This is a genomic window from Sandarakinorhabdus limnophila DSM 17366, assembly GCF_945882885.1.
GTDB lineage: Bacteria > Pseudomonadota > Alphaproteobacteria > Sphingomonadales > Sphingomonadaceae > Sandarakinorhabdus > Sandarakinorhabdus limnophila_A.
In genome coordinates this window covers 1-15,140 of the sequence record NZ_CAMCWT010000028.1, presented here as the reverse complement: position 1 = coordinate 15,140, position 15,140 = coordinate 1, and the positions used below count along the sequence as shown (strand labels likewise).

Genomic DNA, 15,140 nt, shown 5'->3' with positions numbered 1-15,140 from the left:
CGCTCACGGTGTGACCACCACCGCGTCGTGCCGGATCACCGCGCCCGGCCAGCCATAGCGCGTTGCCAGCCAGCGGGCGGCTGCCTGGCAACGCCGCTGTTGCGCAAGATGCAGTGCTGCCACGCCGGAGTCGAGAGTGGGCCGCGCTTTCACTTCTACAAACACCAGCGCATCGCGGCGGCGCAGCAGCAGATCAATCTCGCCGCCGGGCGTGCGCAGCCGGCGGCCGATCAGGCGATAACCCTTTGTGATCAACCAGATGGCGGCAATATGTTCGGCCATCCATCCGCGCCGTTCGTTGGCTTGGCGACGTGGGTCAGCCATTTTTGAGCGCCAGTGCGCGGGCATAGACCTCGGATTTCGACAGGCCCAGCCGATCCGCAACGGCCTTGGCCGCATCCTTCACCCGCATTGTCGCCAAGGCGGCATGCAGGGCCGAATCAAGATCATCGGCGCTGGCGGCGGGCGGCGGCAGCGGCGGCCCGACGAGCACGACAATCTCGCCCTTCGGCGGCGCATCCGCCCAGCGCGCGGCGAGCTCCGAAAGCGTGCCGGTCACCATCTCTTCGAACTTTTTGGTTAGTTCGCGGCCCACGGCGGCCGGGCGATCGCCCAGCCCAGCGTGCAACGCCGCCAGCGTGACGGCGAGGCGCGGGCCGGATTCGTAGAAGGCCAGCGTGGCCGGCACGTTTGCCAGCTCGGTGATCACATCGGCCTTGGCCTTTTCCTTGGCAGGCAGGAAGCCGGCGAACAGGAAACGATCGGTGGGCAGCCCGGCGATGGACAGCGCCGCGATCACTGCCGAGGGACCGGGCACCGTCACCACGTTCACACCTGCCGCGCGGGCTTCTGCGACCAGCTTGTAGCCGGGATCGGAAATCAGCGGCGTGCCGGCATCGGAGACCAGCGCCACCGGCTCTGCAAGCGCCCGCATGATGAGGCCCGGCCGGGCGCGGGCGGCGTTATGATCATGATAGGGCAGCATCTTCGTCTTGATGCCGAAATGTCCAAGCAACTTGCCGGTGACCCGTGTATCCTCACAGGCGATCAGACTGGCGCGGGCCAGCACCAGCAGGGCGCGGGCGGTGATATCCATGAGATTGCCGATCGGCGTCGCAACGATGTAAAGCCCCGGCGCAAGCGCTGCTTCAGGCAGGGCGTCGGGATCGAAGGAAGGGTGCAAGCTCACATGGCTATCAAGAGCCGGGTTGGAAACGGCTGGCAAGTGGTTCGCGCCGGCATGATCGGGCTTGGGCTGCTGGTGGCGGCCTGTTCGACGCCGAAAAAGGCGCCAACCGTGGTGGCCGCGCCGCCGCCGCCCGTGGTGACCGCGCCCAAACCGGCGCCGTTGCCGGAAGCCCGGCTGAACAAGGTGGCGCTGCTGGTGCCGCTCACCGGTCCCAATGCGGCGCTGGGCAAATCCATCGCCAATGCCGCCGCTCTGGCCATGGCCGATCTTGGCAAGCCGCAGGTGCAATTGCTCAGTTTCGATACGGCGCCCGGCGCGGGCGAAGCCGCAGCCAGGGCGATGGCGGCGGGTGCCGGCTTGATCCTGGGGCCGCTACTGGCCAGCGATGTGCCGGCGGTGACGGCCGCGGTGGCCGGCCGGCCGGTGCCGATCCTGTCCTTCTCCAACGATGCCGGGGTTGCTGGCGGTGATGTGTTGGTGCTGGGCTTTCAGCCCGGCCAGGCGATTGCGCGGGTGATCACCTATGCGCGTAGCCGCGGCGTTGATCGCTTCGCCGCGCTGGTGCCGCAGGGCGCCTATGGCCAGCGCGCGCAACTGGCCTTCGTGAAGGCGGTGAACGCTTCGGGTGGGAGATCGACGGCGCTGGTTTCCTATGCCCGCGATCCGGCCAAGCTGGCGGCAGCGGCAGCGCAGGTGACCAACTATGATGCCCGGGTGCGCGCCAGTGGCAAGCCGCAGATCCGCGCCGATGGCACGGTGGCGCGGGTGGCCGGGGCCTTGGCGCCGGTGCCGTTCCAGGCGCTGATGATCGCCGATTCCGGCGCCGCCGCCGCACGTTTTCTGCAGCCGTTGGCCCGTTTTGGCGTAGCGCCGGGGCAGGTGGTGATTTTGGGCACGGAGCTTTGGAACAACGAACCCGGCCTGGCCCGCGTGCCGGCGCTGAAGGGCGCGCTTTATGCCACCGTGTCGGATGCGCGCTTCAACAGGTTGGCCGTGCGCTACCGTGCCAAGCATGGCACCAACCCGTCGCGGCTGGCGTCGCTGGGTTATGATGCGGTGCTGCTCGCCTCCAGCCTGGCCGCGCGTTGGACGCTTGGCCAGCCGTTCCCGCGCGCGGCGCTGCTGGCGCGCGATGGCTTTGCCGGTATCGACGGCGCCTTCCGCTTCACCCCGTCGGGCGTGGCAGAGCGGGCGCTGGAAGTGGATCAACTCGGTACGGGCACCGTCTCGCCGGCGCCGAACAGCTTCTAACGCGCAATCTCCGCCAGCACGGCATTTGCCAGCGGCCAGCCGGCAGTGGTTAGGCGCAAGCCGCGCGAGTCGCTGGTTAGCAGTCCCTGTGCCACCAGCCGGGCAACGGCATCCGGCTTCACCGCGTCGGCCAGCGCCGTGCCGCAGCGCGTCGCAAAACGCGCCGCGTCCAGCCCTTCGGCGAGGCGCAGCCCCATCACCAGCGCCTCGGTTGTGCGCTCTGCCACACTGAGCAGCGTCTCGCTTTCCAGGCCGTGGCCGCTTTCATTCACGCCGGTCAGCCAGTACTCCGGTTTCTTGCGTCTGAGCGTGGCAACGCCCTCGCGCCGGCCATGCGCACCCGGCCCGATGCCGGCATAATCGCCATAGCGCCAGTAAGTGAGATTGTGGCGGCTCTGCATGCCGGGTGCGGCGTGGTTGGAGATTTCATAGGCCGGCACCCCCGCCGCGGCCGTGATCGCCTGCGTCATGGCGAACAGATCAGCACTGGTATCATCATCCGGCATCACCAATTGCCCGCGCGCGTGCAGGGCGGCAAAGCGCGTGCCGGGTTCAATGGTGAGCTGGTAAAGCGACAGGTGGGTGGTGCCGAAGCCGAGGGCGCGGGAGAGTTCCGCCTGCCAGCTTTCCCGCGTCATGCCGGGCCGATCATAGATGAGATCGAAACTGACCCTGCCGAAGGTGGCTTGCGCGACATCAAGCGCCGCGAGCGCGGCGGCGACGTCGTGCGGGCGGCCAAGCAGTTTGAGCGCTGCATCGTCGAGGGCCTGAACGCCAAGGCTCAGCCGGTTCACCCCGGCGCTGGCGAAGCCGGCGAAGCGGCCGGCCTCCACACTCGACGGGTTGGCTTCCAGCGTGACTTCAAGATCGGGTTCGGGCGTCCAGTGCTGGCACGCCGCATCGATGATGGCCGCAATCGTGTCAGGCGGCATCAGGCTGGGTGTGCCGCCGCCGAAGAAGATGCTGGCCAGCCGGCGGCCAGGCAGGCGGGTGGCTTCAAATGCCAGATCGGCGAGGAGGGCGGCCTGCCATGCGGCCTGGTCCACCGTCTCGCGGACATGGCTGTTGAAATCACAATAGGGGCATTTGGTGACGCAGAACGGCCAGTGGACGTACAGCGCGACAGGCGGTGCGTCTGTCATGCCACCGGCGGCAACAGCGCGTCCAGCTGCCGGAAGGCCCGGGCGCGGTGGTTGTCGGCTTCCTTTTCGGCACGGGGCATCTCGCCATAGGTCTGCGCCTTGCTGTCCATCAGGAACATCGGATCATAGCCGAAGCCGTTGCCCCCGCGCGGCGGCCACACCAGTGTTCCGTCAACCCGGCCTTCTACCACTTCGGTGTGGCCATCGGGCCAGGCCACGCACAGAGCGCAGATGAAATGGGCGGTGCGGGGCTGCGTGCCCAGTTCGTCGTTAACGCGCGCCATGGCGACAGCGAAGTCCTTGCCCGGCCCAGCCCAGCGCGCCGAGTAGATGCCGGGCGCGCCGCCCAGGCGATCCACACATAGCCCGCTGTCGTCGGCAATTGCCGGCAGGCCGCTCAGTGTGGCCGCCGACAGCGCCTTCAGCCGGGCATTGCCGATGAAGCTCGTTTCCGTCTCATCCGGCTCCGGTAAACCCAGTTCGCCGGCCGACACCACGTCCAGCCCGTGCGGGTTCAGCAGTTCGGCCAGTTCCACCACCTTGCCGGGGTTGTGCGTGGCCAGCACCAGCCGGCCCGGCAGCAGCTGCCTCACCGGCCGACCGCGTTCAGCTGCGCGGCAAACACCTCGTTGCAGCCGATGCGGGCCAGGCGCAGCAGGCGCAGCAGGGCTTCCTCGTCGAACGGTTCGCCTTCGGCGGTGCCTTGCACTTCCACGATGCCGGCCTGGTTGGTCAGCACGAAATTGGCGTCGGTGCCGGCGGCCGAGTCCTCGATATAATCAAGATCGAGGACAGCATTGCCATTGTGGATCCCGCACGAAATCGCCGCGACCTGAAGGCTCAGCGGATCGCCGGCCAGCGGGGTCTTGGCGTGGATCGCGTCGATGGCGAGGCGCAGCGCCACCCAGGCGCCGGAAATCGCCGCCGTCCGCGTACCGCCATCGGCCTGGATCACGTCGCAATCCAGCGTGATCTGGCGTTCGCCCAGCAGCGTCAGATCGGTGACCGCGCGCAGGGAGCGGCCGATCAGGCGCTGGATTTCCTGGGTGCGGCCCGATTGCTTGCCCTTGGCGGCTTCGCGCTGGCCACGGGTATGGGTGGCGCGCGGCAGCATGCCATATTCGGCCGTCACCCAGCCCTTGCCGCCACCGCGCAGCCATGGCGGCACCCGGTCTTCCACGCTGGCGGTCACCAGCACATGGGTGTTGCCGAACTTGACCAGGCACGATCCTTCGGCGTGGGCGGAAAAGCCGGGGATCATCTCGATGGTGCGCATCTGATCGGGGGCGCGGCCTGATGGGCGCATGGGGCGTGTCTTTCCTGATTGCAGTTGGGTGGGCCTTATTGCGTGGGGGCTCCGAAGGGAAGCGCCCATTGCGCCGCGTGCCCACGCACCTTAGATTGCGCCTATGCAGCCAACGAACCAGCAGACCTTGGCGCTGGCCGAGCTCAACACACGAGCGCGCGAGATTTTCCGGCAGATTGTCGATGCCTATCTGGTGTCGGGTGCGCCGGTGGGCAGCCGCACGCTCTCAAAAGGCGGGTTGGGCCTGTCGCCGGCCTCGATCCGCAATGTGATGCAGGATCTGGAGGAACTCGGCCTGCTCGCCGCGCCGCACACATCCGCCGGGCGGCTGCCGACCGAACTGGGTCTCAGGATGTTCGTTGATGGCATGATGCAGGCCGCCGAGCCGTCGCAGGATGAACGCGCCGCGCTGGAAGCGGGGCTGGCACCGGGCGTGGCGATGGAAGAAGCATTGACACGCACCACCGCCGCGCTGTCGGGCCTGTCGCAGTGCGCCGGGCTGGTCTTGGTGCCGGCGCGCGAACTCGTCATCCGTCAGATCAGTTTCGTGCTGCTGTCCCCCACCCGCGCGCTGGTGGTGCTGGTCGGCGCCGATGGCAGTGTCGAAAACCGTCTGCTCGATCTGCCGGTGGGCGTGCTGCCGGCCTCGCTGGAAGCCGCGGCCAACTATATCACCACGCGGCTGGCCGGGCTGACGCTTGTCGAAGCCACGGCGCGCATGAGCCAAAAGATCGCTCGTGATCGCGTCATGCTCGATACGCTGACGCAGACGGCAGTGGCGGCCGGGCTGGCGGCCTGGTCTTCGGATGCGGCGGCCCGCCCCGTGCTGATCGTGCGCGGCCAGGCCAATCTGGTCGAAGATGCGGTGGATCTTGAACGGGTGCGCCAGTTGCTTGATGATCTGGAAGACAAGGCCGAACTCATCCGCCTGCTCGACCGCGCCCGCGAGGCAGAGGCAGCGCGCATCTTCATCGGGGCAGAATCGCGCCTGTTCTCGTTGTCGGGGTCCAGCGTCATTGCCGCACCCTATCGCGGGAACGATGGCAAGGTGATCGGCGTTGTGGGGGTTATCGGGCCGACGCGGTTGAACTATGCACGCGTCATCCCCATGGTGGATTTCACCGCCCGAACCCTGAGCAGACTGGTATCATGACAGACACAACCGAAAACTCTGGCACGACCGAAAACACCGAAACCCCGGAAAACGAAGCGCCCGAAGCGGCCGCACCGGAGATCGATCTGGCCGAAGCGCTGCTGGCCAAGGACCAGGAAATCGCCGATCTGAAGGATCGCGTGCTGCGCTCCCTGGCGGATCTGGAAAATACCCGCCGCCGGCTGGAGCGCGACAAGGCGGAAGCCACGCAATATGCTGTGACCGGCTTTGCCCGCGACATGCTGGCGGTGGCCGAAAATCTGCGCCGCGCCGTTGCGTCGCTGCCGGCCGATGGCTTCGACAATGTGCGCGCCGGCATCGAGGCGACCGAACGCGAGCTGCTGGCGATCTTTGGCCGCCAGGGCATATCCAAGATCGAGATCACGCCGGGCGAACCGCTTGATCCCAATCGCCATCAGGCGATGCTGGAGGTGGAAAGCGATATGGACGCCGGCAGCGTGGTGGCCGAACTGGCCAGTGGCTGGACGATCCGCGATCGCCTGCTGCGCCCGGCGATGGTGAGTGTTTCGCGCGCCTGACCACCACGTCAAACCCCTGACTTGACCTTGCCGGCAGCTTTGGCAGTCTGCCGGCATGTGGCTGTTTGATCGCCTCTTCAAGCGCTTCATGCAGGATGGCGAGTTGGTCGTGATCGACCCGGCCGGCGGCAAGCGGCGCTATGGCAAGCCCAGCGCCACCCGTGCGCCGGTCCGCATCCGTTTGGCCGACAATGCCACGGCACGGGCCATCGCGCTCAATCCGGCGCTCGGCGCGGGCGAGGCCTTCATGGATGGCCGTCTGGTCATGGAGCAGGGCGATATTTTTGCCCTGCTCGATCTCGTCACCCACAATCTGCGCTGGGAACGCGACAATCCGGTGCGCTTTGCGCTGTGGCGGCAGGCAAGGTTGGCGGCGTGGTGGGACGGGATCAATTTCGAGCGTCGGTCAAAGCGCAACGTCGCCCATCATTATGACCTTGATGATCGGCTCTACGACCTGTTCCTCGATCCGCACCGGCAATATAGCTGCGCCTATTGGGCGCCGGGCATCACCTCGCTGGAAGCGGCGCAGGAGGCCAAGCTGGCGCATATCGCCGCCAAGCTTGATCTGAAACCGGGGAGCCAAGTGCTCGATATCGGCTGCGGCTGGGGCGGGCTGGCGCGCTACCTGCACAAGGTGTCGGGCGCGCAGGTGACCGGCATCACCCTTTCGGAAGAACAGTTGAAATATGCTCGCGCCGAAGCCGTGCGGCAGGGGCTGACCGGCGTTGATTGCCAATTGATCGACTATCGCCAGATGACCGGGCAGTTTGATCGGATCGTCTCAGTTGGCATGTTCGAACATGTCGGCCTGCCGCATTATCAGCAGTTCTTCGATACCGTAGAGCGCCTGCTGGCCACCGACGGCGTGGCGTTGCTCCACACCATCGCCCGTGCCGACGGGCCGGGCGCCACGGTTCCGTGGACGGCGAAATATATCTTCCCCGGCGGCCATTCTCCGGCGCTGTCGCAGATCGTGCCGGCGGTGGAGCGGGCCTGGCTGTGGATCACCGATATCGAGGTGCTGCGCCTGCATTATGCTTACACGCTGAAGGCTTGGTATGACCGCTGCGCCGTACAGGAGGATGCGATCACGGCCCTGTACGATGCCCGCTTTTACCGGATGTGGATGTTCTATCTGGCGGCGGCGTGGTGCGCCTTTGCCAATGATGGCCACATGAATGTGCAGATGCAGATGACCAAGCGGCGGGATGCGCTGCCACTTGCCCGTGATTACATGCGCGATGTGGAGAAGGGGTTGCCGTGTGGAGCGCCTTAATCCACCCAGCCCAGTTCCTTTTCCGCCGCCCGCTTGTCGAGTTCCGCCCGGCTGATTTTTTCCGACGCCGATTTCAGCTGGCCACACGCTGCCATGATGTCCCGCCCGCGCGGCGTGCGCACCGGGGCGCTGATGCCGGCCTTGAAGATGATGTCCGAAAAGGCGCGAATGCGTTCCTGCGACGAACATTCATAGATGCTGCCCGGCCACGGGTTGAACGGGATCAGGTTCACCTTGGCCGGCAGGCGATATTTGCGGATCAGCCGCACCAGCTCATGCGCATCCTCGTCGCTGTCGTTCTTGCCGGCCAGCATCACATATTCGAAGGTGATACGCCGGGCGTTGTTGACGCCGGGATAATCGGCGCAGGCCTGCAGCAATTGCTCGATGCCGTATTTCTTGTTGATCGGCACGATCTCGTCGCGGATTTCCTTGGTGACGGCGTGCAGCGACACAGCGAGATTGACGCCGATCTCCTTGCCGGCGCGCACCATCATCGGCACCACGCCGCTGGTTGAGAGCGTGATGCGGCGCTTGGACAGGCCCAGGCCATCACCATCCATGACGATCTGCAACGCATCGCGCACATTGTCGAAATTATACAGCGGCTCGCCCATGCCCATCATCACGATGTTGGTGAGCATGCGGCCTTCGGCAGTGTAATTGCTGCCCGCATTGTGCGCGCCGGGCACCCAAGTTACGTCATCCTCGTCCAGATCGTCGGCGGCATCGCTGGCGGTGGGGCGGGTGATCGGCAAAGGCGTCGCGCCCGGCCATTCCCCCAGTGCATCGCGCGCCAGCATGACCTGGCCCACGATTTCGGCCGCCGTCAGGTTGCGCACCAGCTTCATCGTGCCGGTGTGGCAGAAACGGCAATTCAATGTGCAGCCGACCTGCGACGACACGCACAAGGTGCCGCGCCAGGCATCGGGAATGAACACGCATTCGGCTTCCTCGTCGTCGCCGAAGCGCAGCAGCCATTTGCGGGTGCCGTCGCTCGACACTTGTGCCGTCACCACTTCCGGGCGGCCGACGACGAAATGGTCATCCAGCAGCGCGCGCGTGTCCTTGGCGATATTGGCCATCGCCGAAACTTCGGTGACACCGCGATGATAAAGCCAGTGCCACACCTGGCTGGCGCGCATGTTCACTTGCTTGGCCGGCAGGCCGATCTCGGCCAGCGCGGCGCGCAGTTGATCTTTCGACAGGCCGATCAGTGCCCGCTTGCCATCGGCACGCGCCACGGTCTTGCGCGGCAGCACCATCGGGTCAGACAGGCCGGGGATGGGCATCACGTCCGCAGGCAGCGCCCCGTTGTCGCTGCTGTCGTCATTGGTCGGGGAGGCATCGTTGTTCATCGCGCGGGCCATATCGCAAATTGGCCGCAGCGTAAAACAGCTTGGGCCGCCACGGTTGCGCGGCGACACTGGGGCTTCAGATCTGGGGGTGTGATGGCGTCGTTCTTGTCCAACCGAAATCTGGCCGTGGCCAACGCGGCACTGCTGGCCGTGGTGCTGGTGGCGGTGGTGCGCGGTGCCAGCCAGTTTCCGGCCCTGCCGCTGCTGGTGCAGATCCACCTGGCCAGCATGATCATCATCATGGGCATCACCGTGCCGATGCTGCTGGGGCCAAAGGGCACGGCGCGCCATCGCCTGCTGGGCCGCATCTGGGCCGGGCTGATGCTGGGCAACGCGCTGCTCACCTTGTGTTTCAATGCCGGCTCGCGGCAGTTGGGCGGGGTGTTCGTGGGCGATTTTTCGCCCATCCACGCCATCAGCCTGTTTGTGGCCATTTCAGTGCCGCAGGCGGTGCTGAAGGCGCGCCGGCATGACCGGGCCGGGCATGAAGGCAATATCCGCGGCCTGGTGATCGGCAGCCTATTGATCGCCGGCCTGTTCACCTTGCCGTTCGGGCGCAAGCTGGGCGAATGGCTGATGGGCCGCTGAATCAGCCCTGCTGGTGCAGCCCCTGCACCCGGGCGCCAGCGGTGCGCAATCGTTCGGCGCCGGCCCGCCGCATCATCTGGCGCGGGCTGTTGAAATAGGCCATCGGCGTCATGCCCATATAGGCCCTGAATTCCCGGATGAAGTGCGACTGGTCATAGTAACCGCCGTCGAGCAACGTCGCCAACGGCTGGTCGAGCCTGTCGCCGATCTGGGCCAGCGTGCGCAGGAAGCGCTGGCGGCGCAGCAGCTGCTTGGGCGAAAAGCCGAAGGCGCGTTGGCACAGCCGCGCCAGGGTGCGCTCCGTCATGGCCAGTTCGTGGGCGAAATCCTGCACTGTATCTATGTTGCCGCTCACCAGCGCCTGCTCAACCCGTTCGATCAACGGTTCAGGCGGCGGTGCGGCAACAGCCAGTTCGCCGAAAAACCGATCGAATAGCGCGCAGCAGCCTTCCCAATCACTGGTGCACAGATCGGCCCACAAGCGCTCGGCAGTGGGCCCGTAGATATCGGCCAGATCGTGGATGCGATTGGCATGTTCATGCGCTGACTGCTGTACCAGCGTCGCCCAGCCCATCGCCGTGAGTCCCGCACCGACTGTGCGGCCCGGACCAGCCGAACGGACAATGGCGGTGCGATCTGTGGGCCCGAACAGGGCGCCCCGCGTTCCGGTGGGATCGGTCGAGCCGGGCCGTTCCACCGTCCATTCGCCGGTGATGGTGAAACGGATATTGCCCCATTCGGTATGGAGATGATCTTCCAGCGCGACCGGCGTTAAAACGCCATAATAAGTGGTGATCAGTGGCCGCAATTGTGGCGCCGGAAGCGCAAAATGCACGTCTGGCAAGACATTGCGTGTCTGCATGTCACTGGCACTGAACACGCCACCCCCAATCCTTGATCCCCTTTCTGCATTAACGGCCGGCCCTGCAACCGCAAGTCATTCACATCATTTTACCAATAGTTCATTTAACGCGGATCTTGCCGGTTCCCGGCCAGTGCCTCACATCGCGCTGATGCCGCCATCCACGTACAGGCCATGGCCAGTCACCATCTTGGCTTCATCGCTGGCCAGATAGACGGCAGCCCAGGCGATATCATCCGGTTCTCCCACCGCGCCCAGCGGGATCTGCCGGCCCAGCTTTTCCAGCCCGGCTTCGCGGCCCATGGCGTCGGTGATGCCCTTCAGGATCGGCGTGTCGATGAACACCGGGTGGATGCTGTTGCAGGTGATGCGATATTTCTGCTTGGCACAGTGCAGCGCCACGCTCTTGGTCAGGTGGCGCACGGCGGCCTTGGCGCTGTTGTAGGCGGCGCTGTTGTGGGCGGCGATCACGCCAGCGATGCTGGAAAGATTGATGATGCTGCCGCGCACATTGGTTTCGCGCACGGTGCGCGCCATGGTCGGCAGGCTCAGCTTGCAGCCCAGGAACACGCTGTCGAGATCGATCGAATGCACGCGTTTCCACGTGTCGAAATCAGTGGCCTCTACCGTTGAACCCGCCGCGATGCCGGCATTGTTGACCAGCACGTGGAATCCGCCGAACTTTTCCTCGGCAAAGGCAACAGCAGCGGCCCAGTCTTCGGGGCTGGTCACATCATGGCGGCAGGCCACCGCGGCATCACCGATGCTGGCCGCCACGGCCTTCACGCCGGCTTCGTTGATGTCGGTCAGCACCACGCGGGCGCCTTCTTCCACCATGCGGCGGGCCATCGCCTCGCCCAAGCCCTGCGCTGCGCCAGTGATCAGTGCCACCTTGCCTGCCAGTCGGTTCATGTCATCTTCCCCTTGGTTTTCGTGGTCAACACCACCTTGCCCGCACCGCGCCCGGCTGAAAAGCTGTGACTCATGGGTGTGCCCGTGAATTGCCGCAGCCCTTGACGCCCCGCCGCCTGCACCATACGTGCCGCCCATGGCCATCCTCCCCATCATCGAAACGCCCGACGCCCGGCTGAAGCAGATCAGCACGCCCGTGGACGCCGTCACCGACGCGCACCGCACGCTGATCGCCGACATGTTCGAGACCATGTATGACGCGCCGGGCATCGGCCTGGCCGCCATCCAGGTGGGCGTGGCGGAACGCATCCTGGTGATCGATCTGCAGCGCGAAGCTGATGACACGCCGGAAGACGCTGATCCCGACAAGATCGTGCGCGTGAAAGAACCGCGCGTGTTCATCAACCCGGAGATCATTTGGGAATCCGACGAGCTGTCGGTCTATCAGGAAGGCTGCCTGTCGGTCCCGGAAATGTATGCCGATGTGCAGCGCCCGGCGGAAATCCAGGTCAAATGGCTCGACGAGCAGGGCAAGGCCCACGACGAGAAGTTGGACGGCCTGCTCGCCACCTGCCTGCAACACGAGATGGACCATCTGAACGGCGTGCTGTTCATCGATCACCTCAGCAAGCTGAAGCGCGACATGCTGCTGAAGAAACTGGAAAAACTGCGCAAGACCAGCCGCGCCGCTTGAGCGGCGCCGGGTTCAGCCCAGCCGATCCAGGATCAGCCGCGCCGCATCTTCCGGCGGTTTCAGCCGGGCCGGATCTTCGCCCGGATAGGCACGGGCGCGCATCACGGTGCGGGTGGCACCGGGATCAATGATGTGCGTGCGGATGGCGGAGACGTTCTTCACCTCTTCACCATAGGTTGCCACCAGATTTTCCAGCGCCGCCTTGGTCGCGGCATAGCCGCCCCAATAGGCGCGTGGGCTGGCGGCCACCGACGAGGTGACGGCCACGACATGGCCAGCCGCCGATTGGCGCAGCCAGGGATCAAGCGCCCGGATCAACCGCATGTTGGCGGTGAGATTGAGCGCGATCAGCTTGTCCCATTCCTTCAGATCAAGGTGCGGCACCGGCGCCAGCGTGCCCAGCTGCGCCGCATTGAGGATCAGCGCATCCAGCCGGCCCCAGCGGCCGCCGATGGCATTGCCCAGCCGGTCGATGGCGTCGCTGTCGGTCAGGTCAAACGGCGCGATGGTGGCGCTGCCGCCGGCCTTGTGGATGCGGTCGTCCAGCTCGGCCAGCCCGGCTTCGGTGCGGGCGGTGATGATCACGTGCCAGCCTTCGCGGGCCAGCATTTCGGCCGTTGCCGCGCCAATGCCGCGGCTGGCGCCGGTAACGAGGGCGAGTTTCTTGGTCGTGATGTCGGTCATGCGGCGGCCTTAGGCGGCAGGGACGGGCAGGGCAAGCGCCTCAGATGACGCGCTCGGCCAGCAGGCTCAGCTGGTCCGGCACTTCCACTTCTTCCTGGTCGGTCAGCCGCGTCGGGTAATCGCCGGTGAAGCAGGCGTCGCAATATTGCGGCGCGTGCTCGTCGCGGGTGGGTTCACCCACGGCGCGATAGAGGCCGTCGATCGACAGGAACGACAGGCTGTCCACCTTGATATAATCGCGCATCCGCTCGACATCCATCTGGGCGGCCAGCAGCTTGGATCGTTCCGGCGTGTCGACGCCATAGAAGCAGCTGTGCCGCGTCGGTGGGCTGGCGATGCGCATATGCACTTCCTCCGCGCCGGCTTCGCGCAGCATCTGCACGATCTTGACCGATGTGGTGCCGCGCACGATCGAATCGTCGATCAGCACGATGCGCTTGCCGGCGATCAGCGCGCGGTTGGCATTATGCTTCAGCTTGACGCCCAAATTGCGGATCTGGTCGCCGGGCTGAATGAACGTCCGGCCAATATAATGGCTGCGGATGATGCCCAGTTCGAACGGGATGCCGCTTTCCTGGGCATAGCCAATGGCGCCGGGCACGCCGCTGTCGGGCACTGGCACCACCATGTCGGCGTCCACCGGATTCTCGCGAGCCAGTTCGGCGCCGATGCGCTTGCGCACTTCATACACGCTGCTGCCGTCCATCATCGAATCGGGGCGGCTGAAATAAACATGTTCGAAGATGCACGGCCGCGCCCGCACTGGCGCGAACGGCCGGATCGAGCGCAGGCCGCGCCCGGAAATGATGATCAACTCGCCCGGTTCGACCGAGCGCAGGAAGGTCGCCCCCACCATGTCGAGGCCAACGGTTTCCGAGGAGAGGATGTAGCTGTCCCCCAACCGGCCCAGCACCAGCGGGCGGATGCCGAGTGGATCGCGGCAGGCCAGCATGCCTTCGGCGGTGAGGCAGATCAGGCTGTATGCGCCTTCCACCCGCTTCAGCGCATCGATGAAGCGATCGAGCAGGGTGCGATACGACGAGGTGGCAACAAGGTGGATGATCACTTCGGTATCGCTGGTCGATTGGAAGATCGATCCGCGCCGCACCAGTTCGCGGCGCAAGGTGGTGGCGTTAGAGATATTGCCGTTGTGCGCAACAGCAAAGCCGCCGCTGGCCAGTTCGGCAAACAGCGGCTGCACGTTCCTGAGTGCAGTTTCACCCGTGGTGGAATAGCGATTGTGGCCGATGGCGATCTCGCCCTTCAGCTTGTTGATCACCGAATCATTGTCGAAATTGCCTGCCACATGCCCCATGGCGCGGTGGGTGTGAAATTCCTTGCCATCAAACGTGGTGATGCCAGCGGCTTCCTGGCCGCGGTGCTGCAGGGCATGCAGGCCAAGTGCCACCAGCGCGGCCGCGCCTTCGGCACCATAAACCGAAAACACGCCGCATTCCTCGTGGAGATGATCGTCTTCCCACGGATCGGTGGTGAGCATCTTGTCCATGTGGTGGCCTTTGTCATTCGGCAGATGCCGGGCCATATAGGGTGGGCAGTCCGCTTTGTCTGCACCTGTCTTGTGATGAAAGTGTCACATATGAGCCAAGCCGTGGATGAAACGCTGGAGTTCCGGCCCAGGTGGGGCGCCGATGATCTGCTCACCGCTGTGGCGGTGGATGCGGCCAGCGGCGCGGTGCTGATGGTGGCGCACATGAACGCCGATGCGCTGGCCGCTACCTTGGCCACCGGCGAGGCGCACTATTGGAGCCGCAGCCGCCGCGAACTCTGGCACAAGGGCGCCACATCGGGGGCCATCCAGCGCGTGGTGGAGATCAGGGTGGATTGCGATCAGGATTGCCTGTTGTTGCGGGTTGAGCCGGCCGGCCCGGCCTGCCACACCGGCCGGCAGGATTGCTTCTACCGCCGGCTCGATGGTGGCCGGCTGGTGATGATCGGAGACGGTGAATGACGCTGCCAACCGGCCTTGAGATAACCGTGTTCGACGAGGTGTTCCGCAACCGCCCGCACGAACGCTTCGACGCGCTGCGCGCCGCCGATCCGGTGCATGACGACAAAGTGCTCGGTCGCGTGCTGCTCACCCGCGCCGCCGATGTGGCCGCCACGCTGAAGGACCGCAGCCTGTCTGTCGATCAGCGCAATGCTGCGCCCGATACGATCGTGCA

At 65.4% G+C, this 15,140-nt stretch carries 18 protein-coding genes; 8 read left to right on the top strand and 10 right to left on the bottom strand.

Annotation, left to right across the window (positions count from 1 at the left end; genetic code table 11):
* Positions 1–3 precede the first annotated feature (3 nt).
* Together Q7O19_RS07815 and rsmI are read right to left on the bottom strand one after the other, a co-directional pair.
* Positions 4–324: a YraN family protein gene (locus Q7O19_RS07815; RefSeq protein ID WP_303809730.1), complete on the bottom strand. Its 321-nt coding sequence runs from the start codon at positions 322–324 to the stop codon at positions 4–6.
* Entirely contained in the window at positions 317–1,189 is an 873-nt protein-coding gene (gene rsmI, locus Q7O19_RS07810; protein ID WP_303783045.1) for a 16S rRNA (cytidine(1402)-2'-O)-methyltransferase, read from the bottom strand. Before rsmI ends, Q7O19_RS07815 begins: the two co-directional genes overlap by 8 nt.
* Here rsmI and Q7O19_RS07805 point away from each other — a divergent pair, their 5' ends adjacent.
* The gene (locus Q7O19_RS07805; protein WP_303809724.1) at positions 1,190–2,440 is read left to right on the top strand and encodes a penicillin-binding protein activator; all 1,251 of its coding nucleotides are present in this window, start codon (positions 1,190–1,192) and stop codon (positions 2,438–2,440) included.
* On the opposite strand, the gene hemW is transcribed toward Q7O19_RS07805, so the two are convergent.
* Genes hemW through rph form a run of 3 tightly spaced genes read right to left on the bottom strand, consistent with a single transcriptional unit; the run spans position 2,437 to position 4,888 of the window.
* Positions 2,437–3,582, bottom strand: a complete 1,146-nt coding sequence (hemW, locus tag Q7O19_RS07800) for a radical SAM family heme chaperone HemW (protein WP_303809723.1) — start codon at positions 3,580–3,582, stop codon at positions 2,437–2,439. The two genes, Q7O19_RS07805 and hemW, sit on opposite strands and share 4 nt — an antisense overlap.
* On the bottom strand, positions 3,579–4,166 hold the full coding sequence (gene rdgB, locus Q7O19_RS07795; RefSeq protein WP_303809755.1) for an RdgB/HAM1 family non-canonical purine NTP pyrophosphatase: 588 nt from the start codon (positions 4,164–4,166) through the stop codon (positions 3,579–3,581). The genes hemW and rdgB overlap by 4 nt, the downstream gene beginning before the upstream one ends.
* Positions 4,167–4,171: 5 nt before the next feature.
* Positions 4,172–4,888 (bottom strand): ribonuclease PH, encoded by a 717-nt coding sequence (gene rph / locus Q7O19_RS07790; RefSeq protein WP_303809722.1) that lies wholly within the window; start codon positions 4,886–4,888, stop codon positions 4,172–4,174.
* Positions 4,889–4,991: 103 nt separating this feature from the next.
* Between rph and hrcA the strand changes: the two genes are divergently transcribed.
* The 3 genes from hrcA to Q7O19_RS07775 are packed head-to-tail and all read left to right on the top strand — an operon-like array spanning position 4,992 to position 7,859.
* Positions 4,992–6,041, top strand: coding sequence for a heat-inducible transcriptional repressor HrcA (gene hrcA, locus Q7O19_RS07785; protein WP_303809720.1), 1,050 nt, complete (start codon positions 4,992–4,994; stop codon positions 6,039–6,041).
* Positions 6,038–6,580 carry a nucleotide exchange factor GrpE gene (locus Q7O19_RS07780; protein WP_303782980.1) on the top strand — a complete coding sequence of 181 codons (543 nt, stop codon included), beginning with the start codon at positions 6,038–6,040 and terminating at the stop codon, positions 6,578–6,580. Before hrcA ends, Q7O19_RS07780 begins: the two co-directional genes overlap by 4 nt.
* Before the next feature lie 55 nt (positions 6,581–6,635).
* Positions 6,636–7,859, top strand: a complete 1,224-nt coding sequence (locus Q7O19_RS07775) for a cyclopropane-fatty-acyl-phospholipid synthase family protein (protein ID WP_303809718.1) — start codon at positions 6,636–6,638, stop codon at positions 7,857–7,859.
* Here the strand turns inward: Q7O19_RS07775 and rlmN are convergent.
* Positions 7,856–9,151 (bottom strand): 23S rRNA (adenine(2503)-C(2))-methyltransferase RlmN, encoded by a 1,296-nt coding sequence (rlmN, locus tag Q7O19_RS07770; protein ID WP_303809753.1) that lies wholly within the window; start codon positions 9,149–9,151, stop codon positions 7,856–7,858. The two genes, Q7O19_RS07775 and rlmN, sit on opposite strands and share 4 nt — an antisense overlap.
* A 171-nt stretch (positions 9,152–9,322) precedes the next feature.
* Between rlmN and Q7O19_RS07765 the strand changes: the two genes are divergently transcribed.
* Positions 9,323–9,805 (top strand): DUF2306 domain-containing protein, encoded by a 483-nt coding sequence (locus tag Q7O19_RS07765; protein ID WP_303809716.1) that lies wholly within the window; start codon positions 9,323–9,325, stop codon positions 9,803–9,805.
* 1 nt (position 9,806) lies between these two features.
* On the opposite strand, the gene Q7O19_RS07760 is transcribed toward Q7O19_RS07765, so the two are convergent.
* Both Q7O19_RS07760 and Q7O19_RS07755 read right to left on the bottom strand, forming a co-directional pair.
* The gene (locus Q7O19_RS07760) at positions 9,807–10,613 is read right to left on the bottom strand and encodes a helix-turn-helix domain-containing protein (protein ID WP_303809715.1); all 807 of its coding nucleotides are present in this window, start codon (positions 10,611–10,613) and stop codon (positions 9,807–9,809) included.
* 192 nt (positions 10,614–10,805) lie between these two features.
* On the bottom strand, positions 10,806–11,579 hold the full coding sequence (locus Q7O19_RS07755) for a glucose 1-dehydrogenase (protein WP_303793846.1): 774 nt from the start codon (positions 11,577–11,579) through the stop codon (positions 10,806–10,808).
* Positions 11,580–11,715: 136 nt separating this feature from the next.
* Between Q7O19_RS07755 and def the strand changes: the two genes are divergently transcribed.
* Entirely contained in the window at positions 11,716–12,273 is a 558-nt protein-coding gene (def, locus tag Q7O19_RS07750; protein ID WP_303809713.1) for a peptide deformylase, read from the top strand.
* A gap of 12 nt (positions 12,274–12,285) precedes the next feature.
* On the opposite strand, the gene Q7O19_RS07745 is transcribed toward def, so the two are convergent.
* Together Q7O19_RS07745 and purF are read right to left on the bottom strand one after the other, a co-directional pair.
* Positions 12,286–12,957 (bottom strand): SDR family NAD(P)-dependent oxidoreductase, encoded by a 672-nt coding sequence (locus tag Q7O19_RS07745; protein WP_303809711.1) that lies wholly within the window; start codon positions 12,955–12,957, stop codon positions 12,286–12,288.
* A 40-nt stretch (positions 12,958–12,997) separates the two neighbouring features.
* A complete protein-coding gene (gene purF, locus Q7O19_RS07740; protein ID WP_303809752.1) occupies positions 12,998–14,455 on the bottom strand; it encodes an amidophosphoribosyltransferase in 1,458 nt (485 codons plus the stop codon).
* Between the two features lie 99 nt (positions 14,456–14,554).
* Here purF and hisI point away from each other — a divergent pair, with 99 nt between their 5' ends.
* Entirely contained in the window at positions 14,555–14,926 is a 372-nt protein-coding gene (gene hisI, locus Q7O19_RS07735) for a phosphoribosyl-AMP cyclohydrolase (protein WP_303809709.1), read from the top strand.
* The coding region (locus tag Q7O19_RS07730; RefSeq protein WP_303809707.1) for a hypothetical protein at positions 14,923–15,140 on the top strand (218 nt) is incomplete at its 3' end. The genes hisI and Q7O19_RS07730, both read left to right, overlap by 4 nt.